The sequence below is a fragment of the Paraburkholderia sp. BR14374 genome (assembly GCF_040948685.1).
GTDB lineage: Bacteria > Pseudomonadota > Gammaproteobacteria > Burkholderiales > Burkholderiaceae > Paraburkholderia > Paraburkholderia youngii.
This window is the reverse complement of the sequence record NZ_JBFPKF010000003.1, coordinates 264657-285278: the sequence shown is the minus strand read 5'-3', so window position 1 is coordinate 285278 and position 20622 is coordinate 264657. Positions and strand designations below refer to the sequence as shown.

General features: G+C 65.3%; 16 protein-coding genes. 11 read left to right on the top strand and 5 right to left on the bottom strand.

The window, feature by feature from the left end; genetic code table 11:
• Positions 1-47: 47 nt before the first annotated feature.
• Positions 48-923: a helix-turn-helix domain-containing protein gene (locus AB3X86_RS08390; RefSeq protein ID WP_368595595.1), complete on the bottom strand. Its 876-nt coding sequence runs from the start codon at positions 921-923 to the stop codon at positions 48-50.
• A 234-nt stretch (positions 924-1157) separates the two neighbouring features.
• On the opposite strand from AB3X86_RS08390, the gene AB3X86_RS08385 reads away from it, so the two are divergent.
• The 4 genes from AB3X86_RS08385 to AB3X86_RS08370 all read left to right on the top strand — a co-directional run bounded on the left by AB3X86_RS08385 (position 1158) and on the right by AB3X86_RS08370 (position 5579).
• On the top strand, positions 1158-2060 hold the full coding sequence (locus tag AB3X86_RS08385; protein ID WP_368595594.1) for a DMT family transporter: 903 nt from the start codon (positions 1158-1160) through the stop codon (positions 2058-2060).
• A gap of 290 nt (positions 2061-2350) precedes the next feature.
• Complete coding sequence (locus AB3X86_RS08380; protein WP_368595593.1) at positions 2351-4534, top strand: hypothetical protein; 2184 nt, start codon at positions 2351-2353, stop codon at positions 4532-4534.
• Positions 4535-4628: 94 nt separating this feature from the next.
• Entirely contained in the window at positions 4629-4886 is a 258-nt protein-coding gene (locus AB3X86_RS08375) for a hypothetical protein (RefSeq protein ID WP_176107130.1), read from the top strand.
• A gap of 93 nt (positions 4887-4979) precedes the next feature.
• Positions 4980-5579, top strand: a complete 600-nt coding sequence (locus AB3X86_RS08370; RefSeq protein WP_368595592.1) for a LysE family translocator — start codon at positions 4980-4982, stop codon at positions 5577-5579.
• A gap of 44 nt (positions 5580-5623) precedes the next feature.
• Here AB3X86_RS08370 and AB3X86_RS08365 read toward each other — a convergent pair whose 3' ends face one another.
• From AB3X86_RS08365 to AB3X86_RS08350, 4 genes are all read right to left on the bottom strand, one after another.
• Positions 5624-7354, bottom strand: coding sequence for an FAD-dependent oxidoreductase (locus tag AB3X86_RS08365; RefSeq protein WP_368595591.1), 1731 nt, complete (start codon positions 7352-7354; stop codon positions 5624-5626).
• 118 nt (positions 7355-7472) lie between these two features.
• Entirely contained in the window at positions 7473-8465 is a 993-nt protein-coding gene (locus AB3X86_RS08360) for a DedA family protein/thiosulfate sulfurtransferase GlpE (RefSeq protein WP_176107133.1), read from the bottom strand.
• 407 nt (positions 8466-8872) lie between these two features.
• Positions 8873-9124 (bottom strand): hypothetical protein, encoded by a 252-nt coding sequence (locus tag AB3X86_RS08355; protein ID WP_008921056.1) that lies wholly within the window; start codon positions 9122-9124, stop codon positions 8873-8875.
• Between the two features lie 500 nt (positions 9125-9624).
• The gene (locus AB3X86_RS08350; RefSeq protein WP_368595590.1) at positions 9625-11025 is read right to left on the bottom strand and encodes a GntP family permease; all 1401 of its coding nucleotides are present in this window, start codon (positions 11023-11025) and stop codon (positions 9625-9627) included.
• 329 nt (positions 11026-11354) lie between these two features.
• On the opposite strand from AB3X86_RS08350, the gene AB3X86_RS08345 reads away from it, so the two are divergent.
• From AB3X86_RS08345 to AB3X86_RS08315, 7 genes are all read left to right on the top strand, one after another.
• Complete coding sequence (locus tag AB3X86_RS08345) at positions 11355-12821, top strand: sigma-54 interaction domain-containing protein (protein WP_368595589.1); 1467 nt, start codon at positions 11355-11357, stop codon at positions 12819-12821.
• Positions 12822-12920: 99 nt separating this feature from the next.
• Positions 12921-13184, top strand: coding sequence for a hypothetical protein (locus AB3X86_RS08340; protein WP_176378836.1), 264 nt, complete (start codon positions 12921-12923; stop codon positions 13182-13184).
• Positions 13185-13700: 516 nt separating this feature from the next.
• Positions 13701-13904, top strand: a complete 204-nt coding sequence (locus tag AB3X86_RS08335) for a hypothetical protein (protein WP_018438439.1) — start codon at positions 13701-13703, stop codon at positions 13902-13904.
• 140 nt (positions 13905-14044) lie between these two features.
• Positions 14045-15244 carry a serine hydrolase domain-containing protein gene (locus AB3X86_RS08330; protein WP_368595588.1) on the top strand — a complete coding sequence of 400 codons (1200 nt, stop codon included), beginning with the start codon at positions 14045-14047 and terminating at the stop codon, positions 15242-15244.
• Between the two features lie 124 nt (positions 15245-15368).
• On the top strand, positions 15369-15668 hold the full coding sequence (locus AB3X86_RS08325; RefSeq protein ID WP_176120804.1) for an H-NS family nucleoid-associated regulatory protein: 300 nt from the start codon (positions 15369-15371) through the stop codon (positions 15666-15668).
• Between the two features lie 710 nt (positions 15669-16378).
• On the top strand, positions 16379-17980 hold the full coding sequence (locus AB3X86_RS08320; protein WP_176107139.1) for a peptide chain release factor 3: 1602 nt from the start codon (positions 16379-16381) through the stop codon (positions 17978-17980).
• Positions 17981-18152: 172 nt separating this feature from the next.
• Complete coding sequence (locus tag AB3X86_RS08315; protein WP_368595587.1) at positions 18153-20603, top strand: GNAT family N-acetyltransferase; 2451 nt, start codon at positions 18153-18155, stop codon at positions 20601-20603.
• The last annotated feature ends 19 nt before the right edge of the window (positions 20604-20622 follow it).

The following is a 20622-nucleotide window of genomic DNA, read 5'->3' as shown; positions in this document are numbered from 1 at the left end:
GAGCTAACCGGAAAGCGAAACTCGAACGCGAGACTCAAACGTGAGACTCAAACGCCGATAGCCTGCCGGAACCCGCTCGGCGTCACCCCGACAGCCTCGCGAAACCGGTGGCTAAAGTGACTCGCGTTCGCATAGCCGCATTGCTCGGCGATCTGCGCAAGCGGCAACGTCGTCGTGCGCAGCAGCGTGCGCGCGCGATCGAGCCGTTGCCGCGCGATCCAGGCGGCCGGCGGCAACCCGAACGACTCGCGAAACATCCGCGCGAGATGAAACTCCGACAGCGCCGCGACACCCGACAACTCACCGAGCGTCAACGGCTGCGCGAGACGACTGTCGATATAGTCGCGCAGGCGGCGCCGCGTCGCGGCCGACAGCCCGCCCTTCAGCGCCACGTTCGCGCGCCGCACGCCTTGTCCGCGCAACAGCAGGCTCAGCACTTCGTGCGCGGTCTCGTTGGTGCGCAGCAGGCCGTCGGGATTTTCCCACTCCTCGTCGACGAGCGCCTGGCACAGACTCGCAATGCGCGGGTCTTCGAAATAGGTCCGATCGGCGAGCGTCATTTCGCGCGGCTCGCGGTCGAGCTCCTGTACCGCGCGTCGCGTGAAGTGCTCGGGTAGGAAGTACAGGTGCATGAAGTGCATATGGCCGCGCACCCACCAGCGCGATTCGTGATCGCCGGGCAGTGCGCACAGCCGCGACGGCGCGCCGTAGTGGCCCGGCATTTTCTGGCGCTCGGTGCGATAGCCGCCGTCCAGATAGCACGACAGCGTGTGATGGCCGGGCCGCTCGTAGATGGTCTCGGCTTCCTTCGTGTCGCGGGTCCATAGCGCGATCGCGAGTCCGTCGCCGAGCCACGCGAAGCGGTCCAGATGCGCATTCGCACTGGCGAGCGTGTGACAGACCGACTGCAGGCCAAAAGGCATGCCGGCGGCGGCTATCACGGGGGCGGACGGGCTGGCGGTCACGGCGGCGAGCGGAGGTTTTCCGGTGATGCGTAGGGTTGAGCGGCCAGTATACGGCGCGGCCAGTCTGGCCGCTCATTGCCACGAAAAAGTGCGCAAGTTTGGACAATTGCGGGCGGCGGCGCGGTTGCATAGTCGAACTATCGTCAATGCTGCGCGTTATGGCAGCCTGTCATTGCAGTCCGAGGCCCGACCATGAATCTTTTGCTTTATGCCGTCACCGTGCTGATCTGGGGCACCACGTGGATCGCGATCAAATGGCAACTCGGCGCGGTGCCGCCGCCGGTATCGATTGCATGGCGTTTCTGGATCGCCGCGCTGCTGCTGTTCGCGCTGCTGCGCATCATGCGCCGGCCGATCTGGCCGCCGCGCGGAGCCTGGCGCTACCTCGCCGCGCAGGGACTCGCGCTGTTCTGCCTGAATTTCCTGTGCTTCTACTACGCCGAACAGATCGTGCCGAGCGGGCTCGTCGCGGTGGTGTTCTCGACCGCGCCGCTGCTGAACTCGATCAACGGACGGCTGTTCATGGGCAGGCCGCTGCAGCCGAGCGCGATTGCGGGCGCATTGCTCGGGCTCGTCGGCATCGTCTGTCTGTTCATGCAGCAGATGGCCGGGCATCTCGGCGATCACACCGCATGGCTCGGACTCGGCGTCGCGTTTCTCGGCACGCTGTGCTTCTCGGCCGGCAACCTGCTGTCGAGCCGCATGCAGTCGATGGGCCTGCATCCGTTCGCGACGAATAGCTGGGCGATGCTGATCGGCGCGGCTGTCCTGACGCTCGGTAGTCTGTTCGCCGGCTATTCGTTCGCGGTTGAACCGTCGGCGCGCTATCTTGGCGCGCTCGCGTATCTCGCGGTGTTCGGCTCGGTGATCGGCTTTACGGCGTACCTGATGCTGGTCGGCCGCATGGGCCCGGAGCGTGCCGCCTACTGCACGGTGCTGTTTCCGATCGTCGCGCTCGCGGCGTCCACGCTGTTCGAGGGTTACCGCTGGTCACTGCTCGCGGTGGTCGGTCTGCTGCTCGTGCTGGCCGGCAATCTGGTCGCGTTCGGTCTGACGCGACGGATCTTCGTGCGTCGCCGGGCGGCGCGAACCTGATGCGCATCGCGCTCGAGGTGAGGATTTACAGGAGCAGAAAAAGCGCCTGAATCTCCGGCCGGTGAGCTTTTACGGAACCGGTTTTTACCGGATTCGTGAAGTAAAGATTTTGTTGGAAACGTAAATCGATGCAAATGGAATGGAATTGGATGTGGCGGCATTCAATTATCATTTTTTATCAATAAGTTTGCTATTTTTATGTGAGAGGATAAAACGCCAACTCTCGTACAGGCGAAGCACGCCGGTCTGCCTTATCGTGCGTGCTTCGCGCCTAGCAAGGATCGACCGCCGTGAAGCTTTTGCCCCGTCTTGGCCTGGCCGTGGTTCTAATCCATAACCTAATTTCCCCGAATGTCTCCGCCCAATCCCAATTGAATTACACGACTTCATGGATCGGTAATAGTTTCGGATTTGGCGACGGCAAATGGATGCAGCAGGATATTCAGGCCATTAGCGTCGATGCCAATGGCACCGTTTATACAAATGCGCCGTGGGACGAAAGCGGCAGCGAAATCGCCGCCTATCGTGCGGGCGACAAGCTCGCGGTCGCCGGTTCGACGCACGGCTGGGGCGCGGCCGGCGGCGACGCGGTGGCGGTGAATCACACGTACCTGTACGCGGCGATGTCGATCGGCAACGAGAGCAATGCGCTGGTCGGCGCCGACTATCCGCCGGCGAATCAGACCTGGTACGGCATCACGCGACGCACGCTCGCGAATCTCGCCGCCGGCGCGCCGTTTTCCGGCGGCATCGGCAATAGCGCGAACGCGACGAAGAACAGTTTCGTCGCGGTACATACGGTGAAGACCGGCATCGACGCGGGCATTCGCGGCCTCGCCGCGACCGACAGCGAACTCTATGTGGCTGACACCTACGGCAACCGGATCGTCGTGTACGACGCGCAATCCATGGAGCCTCTGCGTTCGTGGAGCGTTGCGTCGCCCGCGCGCATCGCGATCGACACCGACTCGACGCTGTGGATCATCAGCGGCTTCGGCACAGGCAGCCTGAGCATCCTGCACTACCGCGCCGACGGCACCGCGCTCGCCGGTCCATTGGCGCTGCCCGCCAGAACCGTGCCGACCGACCTCACGGTCACGCCATCCGGCCAGCTGCTGGTCGCCGACAACAGCGTTTCGCAGCAGATTCTCGTGTTCAACAAAGGCGCGGGCGGCCAGATGCAGGCCGGCACGTCGATCGGCACGCGCAACGGCATCTTTCACCCGGTGCGCGGCGTGCCCGGTGACACGCGTTTCAACGGCATCACCGGCATCGGCGTCGATGCGGCCGGCAATCTGTACGTCGCGCAAAACGGCGAAGGACCGCGCGCGCTGGGCTCGGCATCGGTAGGGCAAGGCGCGGTGCTGGAGAGCTACGTGTACGGCACGCGCGTGCTCAACTGGCGGCTCTACGGCCTGACTTTCGTCGATAGCGCCGCGTTCGATCCGGCCACGCCGGCTTCAATCTACACGGGCTCGAAGCGCTTCACGCTCGATTACCGGCAGCCGTTCGGCCACGAATGGTCCTACGCGGCGTTCACGTTCGATCGCTTCGCTTACCCCGACGACCCCGCGTTTCACCAGCCGCGCGGCGTGCGCGGCGAACCGATGGTGCGCAGATTCAAAGGCCAGCGTTTTCTCTATACGCTCGATCCGGGCGCGCACTACCTGAACGTCTATCGCTTCGATGCCGCGCATGGCGAGATCGCGATTCCGTCGGGGATGCTTGCGCAGAATCCGCTGCCGGGCAGCTGGCCCGCCGCGCAACCAACTTACGGCGAATGGTTGTGGCGCGATAGCAATGGCAATGGCACCGTCGATGCGAGCGAGATCAGCGGCAATCCGTCGACCGGCAGCACGGTCGGCAACGGCTTCTGGTGGGTCGACGATTCCGGCAACGTGTGGCTCGCCACGCCATTGAGCGGCGTGCGCGAGATGCCGCTGCAAGGTCTCGACTCCGCCGGCAATCCGATCTACACGTACGCGAGTGCGAAGCTGTTCGCGATGCCCGCGCCGTTCACACGGCTCGCGCGGCTCGTCTATGTCGCAGCGACCGACACGATGTATCTGTCCGGTTTCACGAGCGCGATTCCGTGGGACCCGACGCACTGGAAGGAAGCGGGACCGATGCTGGCGCGCTACGACAACTGGAGCAGCGGCACGCCGACCCTGACTTACACGGTCTCGCTGCCGTGGAACACGCAAAGCGATCCGCAGACCACCACGGTCGGCGTCGCGGTGGCGGGCAACTATATCTTCGTCGCCGAGCTGTACACCGATCGCATCGACGTCTACGACGCGCGCAACGGCACGGCGGTCGGTTACATGACGCCGGGCGCGAGCGTCGGCGGCACGAGCGGCTGGGTCGACGTGTATCTTGGCATCAGCGCGGTGCAGCGCGATAACGGCGAGTACGTGGTGCTGGTCGAAGACGACGCGCGCGCGAAGCTGCTGATGTATCGCTGGACGCCTTGACGTGGATCGCCGTCGCGCCGAACACGAATAGACGGCGGCGCACGATCGGTATATAACAACTTTACCGATGCTCTTAAAGGAGTGGTGTTCGATCATGACGCAAGACGTTCCTCCCAAGCCGCCCTCCGACGATCGTCCGGAGATCGAGCAGCTCGACGCGGCGCTCAGTCACGTCGATCAGCAGATGTCGTCAGGTGGCATTGCGTCGGGCGCAGCGAAAGGCATTGTGTACAGTCTGATCGAAACGCTCGGCGCGCTGGTCGGTGATCCCGATCTGCCGGAGCACGCGCGTTCGGGGTATGAAGGACTGCTGGAGGCCGCGCGCGAGCTGCGCGCGAAGCTGGAGCGCTGAGCGGACCGCTGAACCGGCGGGTCCGCTTCGGCGCAGCCATCGAGCTGTCTGTGCTACAAAGGCGCACTGTGTAACTCACCGTGCGCTTTTTTTATGCTCTCTGCGACCGAGATCACGTTGCTGGCCACCGGCATCATCGTGGTACTGGTGACGCCCGGCCCCACCAACACGCTACTGGCGGCAGCCGGTTTGCGCGCCGGTTTGCGCCGCGCGCTGCCGCTGATCGCCGCCGAACTGGCGGGCTATCTGGTGTCGATCTCCGCGTGGGGACGCTTCTTCGCGCACGCGGCGCAAGCGTGGCCGTGGCTGCCGTCGCTGCTGCGCGTGGCCGCGAGCGTGTATATCGCGTGGCTTGCGCTCGATATGTGGCGCGCGGCGGTGGCACTGCCCGGCTCGACGCAACGCGCTGGCAGCGTGCGCGCGCTGTTCGTCGCGACTTTGCTCAATCCGAAAGGGCTGCTGTTCGGCGGCACGATCTTTCCGGGCGCCGCGTTCATGCATTTGCCCGCTTATCTGCTCGCGATGGCGATGTTCGCGTGCCTCGCCGCGCCGATCGCACTCGCGTGGATCGCGTTCGGCGCAGCGCTCGGCAGAGGCCGACTGGGCTGGCTCGAACCGGCGAGGGTGCAGCGCGGCGCGTCGATCGTGCTCGGCGTGTTCTCGGTGTCGCTCGCGTGGGCCGCGTTGCACTGAAGACGGATGCGGTAGAGACGATGCGCTAAAGACCGCACCGAGACTCACGCACCGAGCGCCACCTCTTCCCCGCTCATCTGCGCCAGCAACTGGTGAATCTGCGCGACTACGGCCGCGCCTTCGCCGACCGCCGCGGCTACGCGTTTCGTCGACCCGGCGCGCGCATCGCCGATCGCATAGACCCCTTCGACCGTAGTCCCGAGATCGCACGCGGTGGCCGAGCCGTCCGCGCTGATGCCGGTCAGCACGAACCCTTTCGCGTCGAGCTGCACGCCGCAGGTGCGCAGCCATTCGGTGTTCGGGTCCGCGCCGGTGAAGAGAAACAGATGCCGCGTGTCGAAGTGATCGACGCCGTCGGGCAGCGGCCGCTTCAGCGCGACCGACACGAGGCCGTCCTCATCACCCTCTAGCCGGCCCACTTCCGAATTCGGATGCACGAACACGTTCGGCAGCGAGCGGATGCGGTCGATCAGATAGCGCGACATCGTTGCCTCGAAACCGCTGCGGCGGATCAGCACGTGAACCTTGGCCGCGTGTGTTGCCAGATAGACGATCGCCTGGCCGGCCGAATTGCCGCCGCCCACCAGCACGACCTCCTGGCGCTTGCACAGCTTCGCCTCGACCGGCGACGCCCAGTAGTAGACGCCGCGTCCGTCGAAGCGCTCGAGCCCGTCGAGCGCAGGGCGCCGGTACACGGCGCCGCTCGCGATCACGATCGTCCGCGCGCTGATGTGGCCGCCGCATTTCGTTTCGAGCCGATAAGGTGACTGCCCGCAATGCAGCGCCTGCACGCTGACCGGAATTGCAACGTGCGCGCCGAACTTCTGCGCCTGCACGAACGCGCGGCCGGCGAGCGCCTGGCCCGAGATGCCGGTCGGAAAGCCGAGGTAGTTTTCGATGCGCGAGCTCGCGCCCGCCTGGCCGCCCGGTGCGCGGCTGTCGAGCACGATCACCGACAGCCCTTCGGAGGCCGCGTACACCGCGGCGGCGAGTCCGGCCGGTCCCGCGCCGACGATTGCGACGTCGTATACGTACGTGTCGTCGAGATCGGGCAGCAGACCTAAGCGAGTGGCAAGCTCCGGCATGCTCGGATGACGCAGCACCGTGCCGTCCGGGCAGATCACGAGCGGCAGGTCCTCGCGCTGCGCGGCGAACTGCTCGATCAGCCGCAGCGCGTCTTCGTCGCGTTCGTCGATCACCGAATGCGGATGGCCGTTGCGCGACAGGAAGCCTTGCAGCATCACGAGCCGCGGGTCATTGCTGTTGCCGACGAGGATCGGCCCGCCCGCGCCCTTTTCGATCAGCGACACGCGCCGCAGAATCAGCGCGCGCATGATGCGCTCGCCGAGTTCCGCTTCGGCGACGATCAGCGCGCGCAGCCGGTCGGGGGGAATCAGCAGCGCTTCGACGGCGCTGGTCGCGAGGCCGTTCACCAGCGAGGGCTTGCCCGACAGTTGCCCGACCTCGGCCAGGAAATGCCCGGCGCCGCGCTCGCTGATCACGTGCTCGCGGCCGATACCGTCACGCTGATAGACCTTCACGCTCCCTTTGAGCAGCACGAACATGCCGGGGCCGGTGTGGCCGGTCTCGAACAGCAACTCGCCGGACTTCCAGCGACCGATCTCGCCGAAGCGGCGCAGCCGGTCGATCTCGGCGCAAGTGAGCTCCGGAAACATCTGATGCAAACGCGTCGACAGCGAAGAAAACGGCGCGTCGGCGACGACTCCCTGCTGTCCTTCCACTTCTTGAGTCGAAACGTCCTGAGTCGAAAGCATTGAACCGCTCCTTCGATGTTCATAGCACGATTGAACGCAAGGCAACGCAATGCGCGCTCACACGCCGGGACGAGCCGTGCCGCGCGCCTCGCGCGGACGATGCCGCCGCTGATTTCTACTAGACGGCTTTGGGCGCGATATCGTCGACGGTGACTTCCGGCGGCGGCATTTCGGGCAGCGAGTCGACCGGCTTGCCGGAGTCGCGCCAGGCTTCCATGCCGCCGCGCAGCGGCAGTACGTCGGAAAAACCGGCTTCGGTGAGTTGCTTGGCCATCCATGCCGCGGAAATCTCGTTCGGGCAGGAGCAGTAGATCACGAGCTTCTGATCGCGTGGATAGCTGGCGACGATGCCGTCGAGTTGCCGTTCGTCGGCGAATTGCGCGCCTGGAATCACGAACGGATCGAGCTTGCGCTTCTCCTGCGAACGGATGTCGAACACGACCGGTGCCTGATTAGCCTTGTACAGCTTCGCGAGTTCGTCGACCTCGATGCGCGCGGACGCGAGCTTCGCAATCAACTGACGGCGGCGGATCCACCGGTACGCCGCGTACAGCACCAGCAACGCGACGACGACCAGCGCCGCCGTGCGCCCGAGCCGCCCGGCGATCGCGAACAGCATGTCGATCTGCCGCGCGAACAGCGCGCCGATGATCAGCCCGGTGCCGGACCACAGCGCGGCGCCGACGCCGTCGTAGGTGAGGAAGGTGCGGTAGCGCGTGCCCATCGCGCCGGCCATCGGGATCGACACGATCGACAGGCCCGGCACGAACTTCGCGACCGCGAGCACGCGCACGCCCCAGCGGCCGAAGAAGCGCTCGGTCTTTTTCACACAGGTGTCACGCGACAGCGACAGCCGGCAGATCGTCTTCAGCGTATTGCCGCCGTAGATGCGGCCCGCGACGTACCACGCGCTGTCACCGATCAGCGTCGCGAAGATCGACAGCACGAGGACCGGCAGCAACTGCGTGCCGACCGAGCCGGGGTGCATCGCGGCCATCGCGCCGAACAGCACGAGCGACGGCATGGCTGGCACCGGCAGCCCGAGCGCGGCGGCTAGCACGTTCGCGAAGACGAGCGCCGGTCCATATTGCGCGACGAGGTCATGTAGCATCGGTTTAATATCCGCGGCCCTTGCGGGCGCAGCGCGGTAAGGAACGCAAAGGGGAATGCAAGGATTATGGACGTATTTTCAAGACGTGCAACCGACCTGGAAATCGGCCCGTCTTGTGGCTGCAGTCAGGTCTGCATATGAGGCCACATGCCCCGTTACACAAGCGTGGCAACCGCGTGTGACAAGTGGTAGAAGGCCGGGTAAGCAGGCTCGACGAGAGGCGCGAAAGCGCTTGCAAAAACCCGTAGGAAAGCGGGGATTGGCGGTTCGAGCGCAACAAGCGGAAGCACGGCGACGCACGCGGGCGCGCCCAATGCGAACAATTCCGCGCTGCCGCGTCGAAGCGCGACGCCACCGGCGCGGGGAGGCTGACGAGTCACGCGACGGTAACACGCCGCGCGCCTGCTTCACTGACGATGGTTGTGCTGCTCGCCCGGCAACTCGGCGCCATGCGCGCGGATCGCGGCGATCAGCTCCGCGGGCGTGATTTCGTAGCGCACTTCACGATGTATGCCCGGCTTGCGCTCATCGACCTCGATCAGCAGGATGCCTTTGCCGTCTTCGGTCGATTCGAGGCGCAGCGAGCGAAGTTCGCGCGCCGTTGCGTCGTCGTATTCGGTGAGCAGGGCCATTGACCCGGAGGACCCGGTAATGCGCATCGAAGTTGTCCTTGTTGCGTTGGTGATGGAGCCATTGTACGGGGCGGATGGCGTGCCGTCTGCCGCGTCGTCGTGCCGTGTTGCGTCTGCCTCAGTCTCGATCTCGCCCGGGTTTAGTGCATTCGCGGTTGCGGAGCGAGCAACCAGTTTAACGCGACTCCTCGTTGCGACGGCTGCATTTTTCATGCCCCTCGGCGGCGCGGCTTGCGTTCGGGTTTTGTCATGCGGGTGACGCGGGCGCGGGCTAGGCGGCGTCCGGCGGCACGCTCGCTGTGGTTGACGTCGCTCCCGGATTTCCTCACCTTCCGCGCAGGAATCGCGCGCTGAAAAAAATAGCCCGTCCGGATAAGGACGGGCCGTTAAACGCCGTTGTTACTCGGGTCAGCCTGCCCTTGCTACATTGGGCGCTGACGCCTCCATCCTCGTGCTTCGTCGGCGGTCTGTCGAGGTGGGACTAATGCGGATCTATCAGATCAAAGTGCTGCTTTCCGGTTCGACGTTCACACGAGGCCGGTCGTGTAATACACCAGGATCACGAAGAACACCGCGAGCGTCTTGATCACCGTGACCGCGAAGATGTCGCGATACGACTGCCGGTGCGTGAGACCCGTCACCGCGAGCAGCGTAATCACCGCGCCGTTGTGCGGCAGCGTATCCATGCCGCCGCTCGCCATCGCGACCACCCGATGCAGTACTTCGAGCGGAATATTCGCGGCCTGCGCGCCCTTGATGAACGTATCGGACATCGCGGCGAGCGCAATGCTCATACCGCCCGATGCCGAACCCGTGATACCCGCCAGCGTGCTGACCGACACCGCGGCATTGACGAGCGGATTCGGAATGCTTTTCAGCGCATTGCTGACGACGAGAAAGCCCGGCAGCGCCGCGATCACACCGCCGAAGCCATATTCCGACGCGGTATTGAGCGACGCCAGCAGCGCTCCCCCCACCGCTGCCTTGGTGCCGACCGCAAAGCGGTGGCTGACGCGGCCGAACGCCGTCACGATGACGATGATGATGCCGAGCAGCAGCGCGCCCAGCACGGCCCAAATCCCGACCAGAGCCTTGACGTTCGTTTCGACCGGTGCATGCAGGCCCGGCAGGATCTCCGGCGTGACCGTGAAGGACGGGCCGTACCAGGTCGGAATCCAGCGCGTCAGCAAGAAGTTCGCGACGCCGACTACGATGAGTGGCGCGATCGCCAGCAGCGGATGCGGCAGTTCTTTCGATTCGACGCGCTCCGGCTCGTTGACGAGTTCGGTGCCGTAACCCTCGCCGGTCGCCATCGCGCCGCGGCGGCGCCATTCCAGATACGTCAGACCGACCACGATGATGAACAGCGAGCCGAGCACGCCCAGCGTCGGCGCGGCCCACGAGGTGGTCTTGAAGAACGTCGTCGGGATGATGTTCTGGATCTGCGGCGTGCCGGGCAGCGAGTCCATCGTGAACGAGAACGCGCCGAGCGCGATCGCGCCGGGCATCAGCCGCTTCGGAATGTTGCTCTGGCGATACAGCTCGGCCGCGAACGGATAGACCGCGAACACGACGACGAACAGCGACACGCCGCCATAGGTGAGCAACGCGCACACCGCGACGATCACCGCGTTCGCGCGCGAGCGACCGATATAGCGGATCGCGGCCGCGACGATCGACTCGGAGAAGCCCGACAGCTCGATAACCTTGCCGAACACGGCGCCGAGTAGGAACACGGGGAAGTACAGCTTCACGAAGCCGACCATCTTGTCCATGAAAATACTCGTGAAGACCGGCGCGACGGCGGCGGGCTCGGTGAGCAGGACGGCGGCGAGCGCCGCGATCGGCGCGAACAGGATTACGCTGTAGCCGCGATACGCGGCCAACATCAGAAACGCCAGCGCGGCGATAACGATGAGAAAGGTCATTGAGTCTCCATAGCCTAGTTGTTCTACCTTTTTTGCCGTCCTGATCAAGCGACAGCGCGGCGCGGTCGAAATGCAGATTCCATGCCATGCCCGGCGTTTGTCCGCTGAAGCGCTGCGGCGCCTGGCGCGGGCGTACAGCGGCGGCCCGAGGCATCGTTGGCGGATTGTACCCAGGTGTCTCCGAAACGGGACTGCAATCCGGCCAAGATCACCTGAAACCAGGGTAAGTCACGATGGATAAGGCCTGTCGCCTGTCTCTGTTTGGAGATAAATTTGTCTAGCGATTGAGACTGATTGCAAACAAAACGATAAGTGGAGACAACGACAGCATGATGACCGACTGGACGGGCCTGCCCGCCACCTACGACGACGTGCTGCGTCGGGCGATGGAATCGCTGTTTCGCACGTTCGAAAACTTCAGTGAAGGCACCTTCATCGTAGACGGGCAAGCGCGCGTTGTCTGGATCAATAAACGGTATGCGGCGCGCTTCGGCTTTTCGGACCCGCAACAGGCGATCGGCCGCGATTGCGAAGCGGTGATCCCGAACAGTCTGATGCGCGAAGTCGTCAACACCGGCAAGCCGATCCTGCTCGACATCATGGAGACCGATCGCGAGCCGCTCGTCGTCACGCGTCTGCCGCTGAAGGACGATGCCGGCGCGACGATCGGCGCGGTCGGCTTCGCGCTGTTCGACGAGCTGAAAGCGCTGTCGCCGCTGTTTTCGCAGTACTCGCGGCTGCAGCAGGAGCTGATCGCGACGCGCCAGTCGCTCGCGCAGGCGCGCCGCGCGCGCTATACATTCGGCAGCTTCGTCGGCACGAGCGCGGCGTCGCTCGAAGTGAAACGCCAGGCGCGGCGCGCGGCGCAACTCGAAGCGCCGGTGCTGCTGCTCGGCGAAACCGGCACCGGCAAGGAACTGCTCGCGCATGCGATTCACGGCGGCTCGGCGCGCGCGCATAAGCCGCTCGTCAGCGTCAACGTCGCGGCGATTCCCGACACGCTGCTCGAAGTCGAATTCTTCGGCGCCGCGCCCGGCGCGTACACCGGCGCGGATCGCAAGGGGCGGGTCGGCAAGTTCGAGCTCGCCAACGGCGGCACGCTGTTTCTCGACGAGATCGGCGACATGCCCCTGCCATTGCAGGGCAAGCTGCTGCGCGTGCTGCAGGACAAGGAGTTCGAGCCGCTCGGCTCGAACCGCGTCGTGCGTGCGGATGTGCGGATCATCGCGGCGACCTCGGCCGATCTGCCCGCGCTCGTCGCGGCCGGACGTTTTCGCGCGGACCTTTACTACCGGCTCAACGTGCTGACGATCCTTGCGCCCGCGCTGCGTGAGCGTCCCTCCGACATCGAGGCGCTCGCGTACGCGATGCTCGAGGATCTGGCCGCGCAGGCGGGCGGCGGCAGCCACTTCGAATTACACGACGACGCGTTGCGTCTGCTGTGCGCGTACGACTGGCCCGGCAACGTGCGCGAGCTGCGCAACACGTTGGAGCGCGCCGTGATGCTGTCCGACAGCGAACGCATCGATGCGCGCGTGCTTGCGCCGTTCATCGGCTCGGGGCAGGGTGACGCGACGGCGTCGACGCGGACCCGGTCCGTCGCGGCGGCCAGCGTGGACGTTGCTGCCACCGCGGAACCCACTTCGTGGAGCGACGCGATGGCCGCCTTCGAAAAGCGCTTTCTGTGCGACGCGTTGCGCGCGAACGGCGGCCGCGTGATCGACACTGCGAAACAGATCGGCATGGGCCGCGCGACGCTGTACAAGAAGATCGCCGCGCACGGCATCGACGTTTGACGCGCCGCGCCCGCCCGGCCGCGCGGCGCGAACTGACGCAGCACGAGGGCAGCGTGGCACAATCGCGAGATCGAAAAACAAGACGTGACCGGGGTCTCCATGAAACGCCTTTCCTTCTTCCCGCGCCGCTCGAGCATCATGCTGGCCGTCGGCGCGATCGTCGCGCTTGGCGGGTGTAGCAGCAGCGCGCCGCTGTTCCTGCCGGACGGCCGCTTAACCACGCTCGTGCAATGCCCGGTCGGTTCCGACTCGTGCTCGCAACAGGCGGCCGCCAGTTGCAATGGCGCGTTCGACGTCGTGCGGCAGTCGAGCCAGGGCGGCACGCTGAGCCTGATCTACGCGTGCCGCGCGACCGCGAAGTAAGCACCTTTAGCCGCGCCGGTGCAACGCCGGCGCGCGCGGCAGTTCCATTCGCAGGCGGCATTGGTTTTTTCACCTGTTCCGGGTGATTCCCTGTCAAGTCCCGATACGCTTGCGATTACCACATGGCTGTCATAAATTCATGTGCCTAATGTGGGTCCGATCCGCGATTAGCATGCGAACTGGGTTAAGTACGCCGCACGCGGCTTTTTTACAACGTTGAGTCGCCGTACACCGATTATCCTTTGCGCCCCGACAACGATTTATCTTTACCTTCGGGGTGTCCAAGGAAGTTCAGTGCGGCAGGCAACGGAACGTGAAATTTGACAGCAGTATTCTTTTTAAACCGTTGGGAATTTAACCCGGCGAGAAGAAACTGCCGGTTTTTTCCGGCGCAGAAAATGAAGGGGAAGATTTTCCCGCTACTGGCGGGCATTAGTTCGGGTCGCGCGGGCCAACGCGACTTATGCTTTCGATTTTTTTGCTTCAACACTAATTCAATAGAATCCGGGGAAAGCAATGAATCATCAGCAACTCGAAAAAGATATCGAGCATCTCGAACAGATAATTTCCCATATTTCCGCGGAAGACCGTATTCCGTTGTCTTACTGGCGAAACCGCCTCCAGCACGTTTCCGGCGCGGTTATCGTGCCGGCGCAGGCAACCCGTGTCAAACGCCTCGATGCCGCGCTCTGCGCATTGGAAAAACGGCAGAAAGCCTGAGTGTCGTCACTAAGTCCGCCAATCGGAATCGGCAATCAGGAAAGCCGTCGTGTGCGCTTTCAGCGGACCGGTTGTATCTTTCGGTTGATCGCCAAAGTGACATGGGCGCGCGCGCTTTCTTTTACCGACACAGGACGAACATGCAGATAGCAGGGCTTGCCGCGACCCGGCTCGCGAGGGTGACCACCACGATGCAGGGCTACATGGAGCGCGGCGAAGTGGCGGGGGTGGTGGCGCTCGTATGGCGGCGCGGCGAGATCGGCTACTTCGAACCAATAGGCCTACGCGACGAAGCCGCGCAACTGCCGATGGAGCGCGACACGCTGTTTCGCATCGCGTCGATGACGAAGCCGGTGACGAGTGCCGCGATCATGATGCTGATCGAGGAAGACCGCCTCGCGCTCGATGCGCCCGTTTCGCGGTGGCTGCCCGAGCTTGCGGCGCCGCGCGTGCTGCGTGATCCGAGCGGCCCGCTCGACCAGACCGATCCGATTCGCGCGCCGATTACGGTGCTCGACCTGCTCACGCATCGCGCGGGCTTCGCGTATCACTTCACGGCGACGGGCCCGCTCGCCGAAGCCTACTCAGCGGCTTTCAACGGCTTCGAGGCGAGCGGCGGCAACAGCGCGTGGCTCGCGCGCATCGCCGCACTGCCGCTGATGTTCCAGCCCGGCTCGCGCTGGCACTACGGCGTGGCGACCGACGTGCTCGGCGTGCTGATCGAACGCGTGAGCGGCATGCCGCTCGGCGAGTTTTTCCGCACGCGCATTTTCGAGCCGCTCGGCATGCGCGACACCGCGTTCTGGGTGCCCGACGCGCAGCTTGCTCGCCTCGCCACCGCGTACAACATCGATCCGGGAACGCGGCGTCGCGTGGTCGAGGATCATGCGGCGGCGAGCCGCTGGGCCAATCCGCGGCGCTTTCAGAGCGGCGGCGGCGGGCTGGTCTCGACCGCCGAGGACTATCTGCAATTCGCGCAACTGCTGCTCGGGCGCGGCCGGGTCGGCGGCACGCGGCTGCTGTCGCATCGCTCGGTCGACCTGATGCGCAGCAATTTCCTGAGCCGCGACCAGCGCCGCCTGCCTGCGTTCGGTCACGTGATCTGGGCGGGGCAGGGATTCGGCCTTGGACTATCGATCGTCGACGATCCGGCGCAGCAATTGCCGCTCGGCTATCGCTCGCTCGGCTCGTTCGGTTGGCCCGGCGCGTACGGCACGAGCTGGTTCGCCGATCCGGTCGAGAACATGATCGGCCTGATGCTGATCCAGCGCCGCTCGATCGACCCGTTCCCGATGGCCATCGACTTCGAACGCCGCGTCTACGATGCGATCGACGATTGAGCGCGGCCTTCGCGCCTGCGCTCGGCCGCGTGATTCACTATCCTGTGATTTATTCGTCTGATAGTGTCCGCTAACCATTCATCGCGATTCATCGCAGTGCGTCCAACCGAGGGGGAGCACCGGCATGGCCTCTTACAAACAGTTGACTGCGCAACTCGAAAAACTTCACAAGGAAGTCGCAGCCGCGCGCGACAAGGAAGTCGCGCAAGCTATCGCCGATATCAAGCAGAAGATTGCCGAATACGATCTGACCGCCGAAGAACTCGGCTTCACGAGCGCCGCGCCGAAGCCGCGCCGCAAGTCGTCGGCGACGGCAGTTGCCAAGTACCGCAATCCGAAGACCGGCGAAACCTGGAGCGGCCGTGGACGCTCGCCGGCCTGGCTCGTCGGGAAAAATCGCGAGCGGTTTCTGATCGAAGGTTGAATTTCGCCGTGGATGCCGATGCGTCCGTGTTCTCTGAAGTGATGCGTCGTTTGACTCGCTCCGCACCGTTGCGAAGGTCCCGAAAACGCTCACCTTTGCGTGACGCCTGGACGTGTACAGCGAGATTCACCGATGCATTCGAAGCTCGCGGGATGCTTCGGTGAGCCAGGCTTTGTCGCGCGACGCACCGCCGCGGGTGCGAATCACCATCGTGTCGCGCCGCTCCTCACAGCTCGCCGCAAACCCGCGCCAGCCTTTGCCGGCGGGCGTTTCCAGGCGTCGAGCCGGAGCCTCTTCGTAGCGTTGCGACGCGTTACCGCGGTTTTCCCGCACATCGCGGTTGTGGTGCGTGCGCCGCGGCAGGTGCGTGCATGCGCTTCGCGATCCTCACCTTTGGCCGCGAATCATATCCGCCGCCGCAAGTCCCGAAAACACTCACCTTTGCCCGCGGGCATGCGCGGCGCGGGACGCTTGCGCGGTCGCCCCGTCCGGAGCCGCGGCCCTTTCCCCCGGCCGTCGCGCCAGACGTGTATCATTCGCACCTTGCGCCGTTTTTTGCACCAGCGATTCCCGCATTGTCGAACCAGTGCCGGCCGATTCCGGCCCGCGCCCGACTCCCGCAGCTCGACGCCGCCCCGCCACGCGCGGCATACCGGCCGCCCGAAGCCGCCGGGAACCGCCCGAACCCCTTTCCGTGACCGCCAGACCCGATGTCAGTCTCCGAACTCAAACGCCGCCGCACGTTCGCGGTCATTTCCCACCCGGACGCGGGTAAAACCACGCTCACCGAAAAGCTGCTGCTGTTTTCGGGCGCGATCCAGATCGCCGGTACGGTGAAGGGCCGCAAGAGCAACCGCTACGCGACGTCCGACTGGATGGAGATCGAAAAGCAACGCGGCATTTCGGTCGCGAGCTCGGTGATGCAGTTCGAGTACGGCGATTGCGTGATCAACCTGCTCGACACGCCGGGACACGAGGACTTTTCCGAAGATACCTACCGCGTGCTGACCGCGGTCGACGCCGCCGTGATGGTGATCGACGGCGCGAACGGCGTCGAAGCGCAGACGCTGAAGCTGCTTGAAGTCTGCCGCAGCCGCAAGACGCCGATCGTCACGTTCATCAACAAGCTCGACCGCGAAGTGCGCGAGCCGCTCGAACTGCTCGACGAAATCGAGCAGCACCTCGGCGTGGCGGCAGTGCCGTTCACGTGGCCGATCGGCATGGGCAAGGATTTTCAGGGCGTCTACGACGTCCAGCGCGATCAGGTGCGGGTGTTCCGCGCCGGCCAGGATACGGCCGGCGGCGCGGTCGAAACGCTGCAGGCACTGAGCGACGAGGAAGGCGAGCGCCGTTTCGGCCACGCGTGGGTGCGTGCGAAGGAAGAGATCGATCTGATCAGCGGCGCGACGCCCGAATTCGACCGTGAGCAGTTCCTCGCCGGGCAGCAGTCGCCGGTGCTGTTCGGCTCGGCGATCAACAACTTCGGCGTGAAGGAAATTCTCGACGCGCTGGTCGACCTCGCGCCGCCGCCGTCGATGCGTATGACCGTGCAGCGTCCGGTGCAGCCGGAAGAGTCGAAGTTCACCGGCGTCGTGTTCAAGGTGCAGGCGAACATGGACCTCGCGCACCGCGACCGCGTCGCGTTCATCCGCGTGTGCTCGGGGCGTTTCGAGCGCGGCATGGCGGTGAAGGTCACGCGCTCGAACAAGACGTTCCGTGCGAACAACGTGGTCACGTTCCTGTCGCAGCGTCGCGAGACGGTGAGCGAGGCGTATCCGGGCGACATCATCGGTATTCCGAATCACGGCACGCTCAGTCTCGGCGATACGCTGACCGAAGGCGAGCAGCTGCAGTTCGTTGGCCTGCCGTTCTTCGCGCCGGAAATTTTCCAGACCGTCGAAGTGGTCGATCCGATGCGCGCGAAGCAGCTCGGCGAAGCGCTGAAGCAGCTCGGCGAGGAAGGCGCGATCCAGGTGTTCCGTCCCGAAGCGGGCGGTCTGATGATTCTCGGCGCGGTTGGGCAACTGCAGTTCGAAGTGGTGTCGCACCGTCTGTCGACTGAATACAAGGTCGACGTGCGCATGGCGCCGGCGCGCTACCGGCTGTCGCGCTGGGTGACCTGCGACGATCCGGCCGAGCTGCGCCGCTTCACCGACTCGTACTCGGCGCGAATCGCGCTCGATGCGTCCGATGCGCCGACCTATCTGGCCTCGCACGTGTCGGAGATCGAGGTCGCGCAGAAGGCGTGGCCGAAGATCGTGTTCAACGAGTTGCGCGAGCACTCGGGGGCGCCGTTCAGGAAGGCGATGTAAAGCGGCGAGTCCGCTGTTTTCGAAGCTAAAAAGCCGCGTCGATCGACGCGGCTTTTTTCTTTTCGGTCGCCACGACGTCCCGGCGGCAGCGCGCGACTTCGCCTATGCTGACGGAACCACCTGCCCCGCCGCGAAGCCGGCTCCAATTCCTGTCCAACCGCATGGAGCGACCGTGACCGTTCGCAATCTCGACGCCCTGTTTCGCCCGAAATCCGTCGCCGTGATCGGCGCGTCCGAACGGCCGGGCAGCATCGGCGCGATGGTCTGGGCGCGCGTGCTCGAAGGCGGCTTCGACGGCCCGCTATGGCCGGTCAATCCGAAGCACGCAACGCTCGGCGTGCACCCGGTGATCTCCGACGTCAGCGATCTGCCGCAGGCGCCCACCGTCGCGGTGATCTGCACGCCGCCCGCGACATGGCCCTCGTTGATCCACAAGCTCGGGGGTATGGGCACGCGCGCCGTGATCATCGTCGGCGAAGTGCGCAGCGATGAAGACCGGCTCGAACTGCGGCACGCGCTGTCGGCGGCGCGGCCGCATCTGTTGCGCATCGTCGGGCCGGGTAGTCTCGGCGTGGTGTCGCCGGCAATCGGCGCACATCTGGGCGCGCCGTCTTGCACGGTCAAGGCGGGCGGCGTGGCCTGGGTGTCGCAGTCGAATGCGCTGACCAACGCGGTGCTCGGCTGGGCACGCGCGCGCGGGCTCGGTTTTTCGCACGCGGTGGCGCTCGGAGCGGAGGCCGACGTCGATGCCGGCGACGTGCTCGATTATCTCGCGAGCGACCCCGGCACCCGCGCGATCCTGGTCGAACTCGACAGCGTGCGGGCGGCGCGCAAGTTCATGTCGGCCGCGCGCGCGGCGGCGCGCAACAAGCCGGTGCTCGCGCTGCGTTCCGGCCGCGACGATCCCGCCGACGGTCTCTATACAGCGGCGTTCCGGCGCGCGGGCCTCGTGCGCGTCGACGCGCTCGACGATCTGCTCGACGAAATCGAAACGCTCGGCGTCGGCCGCGTGGCGGCGGGCGCCACCGCGACGCTGATTACCAGCGACCGGGGTCTCGCGACGCTCGCGCGCGACGCGTTCAGCGCCGCCGGCGGCCTGCTCGCGCCGTGGCCGGCCGCGGCGTCGGACGCGCTGCGCGAAGCGCTGCCGCTCGCGGTGGGCGGCAATCCGCTGCTGCTCGGCGACGGCGCACGTCCTGAGCACTTCGGCACCGCGCTGAAGCTGCTCGGCGAGTATCGCGAGACCGGCACCGCCGTCGTGGTGCACGCATCGACGCATGGCGCGCCCGTCGACGACGTCGCGCAGGCGCTGATCGAGCATCAGCGCTTTGCGTATCGCGGGCTGCTCGCATGCTTCTTCGGCGGTGTCGATGCGGCGAGGCGCGACGCGCTGCATGCGCAGGGCATCCCGGTGCACACGACGCCGCAGCGGCTCGCGCGCGCGTTCGCCCGTCTGGTCGATTACCGGCTGGGTCGCGAATTGCTGATGCAAACGCCGGAAGGCCTGCCCGCGCAGATTCCCGAGTCGATCGACGCCGCCCAGGCGCAGGCTCGCGAAGCGTTGGCGGGGGGCGAAAGCGAGCTCGCCGGGGACGCGGCGGCGCGGTTTCTGGCGCGATTCGGGTTGCAGGTGGAGGGTGCGGAAGAAGGGGGCGCCACTGCGCCGGGCCCCGCTGCGCCGTGCGCCGATGCCGACAGCGCGACAAAACCCATCGTCGACGTCGCCGTTGAACTGCACGACGACGACAACTTCGGCCCCGTGTTCCGCTTCGCCGCGCCGCCGATCGACGGCGTTTCCATCGGGTTGCACGTGTATGGCCTGCCGCCGCTCAATCCGATGCTCGCGCGCGATATCGTCACCCGTTCGCAATACGCGAGGCTGGTCACGCCGGAGCCGACGCTCGCCGCGTTGACGGCATTGTCGCAAGCGGTTTGCGACGTGCGCGAGATCGTCGGCCTGTCGTTGAAGCTGAGGGTCTACCAGGACCGCGTGAGGGTGGTCGATCCGGTGTTGCGGGTCGGCGGCAAGCGCAGCCGTCTCGCGATCGTGCCGTATCCGCGCCGCTTCGAGGAAACGATCGACTGGCAGGGTATGCGTATAACGGTACGGCCGATTCGCCCGGAAGACGAAAACGCGCATCGCGAGTTCGTGAACGCGATGACGCCGGAAGATTTGCGGCTGCGTTTTTTCGGTGCGGTCGGCGCGTTCGACCACTCGCAACTCGCGCGCATGACGCAGATCGATTACGACCGGGAAATGGCGCTGATCGCGACGGTCGAGAACGAAGACGGCGTCGCGCAGACGCTCGGCGTGGTGCGCGCGGTGGCCGATCCCGACAACGAGACAGCCGAATTCGCGGTGACCGTGCGCTCGGACCAGAAGGGGCGCCGCCTCGGCCGGTTGCTGATGGAGCGGATCATTGCGTACGCGCGGGCGCGTGATACGCACTGGCTGATCGGTGAGGCGCTGCGCGAGAACACCGCGATGATCGCGCTGGCAAAGGCCAGCGGCTTCACGGTCACGCGGACCGAGGACCCCGGCGTGGTCGGCTTCCGGATGGCGCTCGATGAAACGGCGGGGGCGGAGCCGAAGTCCGCCGCGCAGAATCAGCCGGGGGTTTGAGCGGCTTACGTCGAGAGCC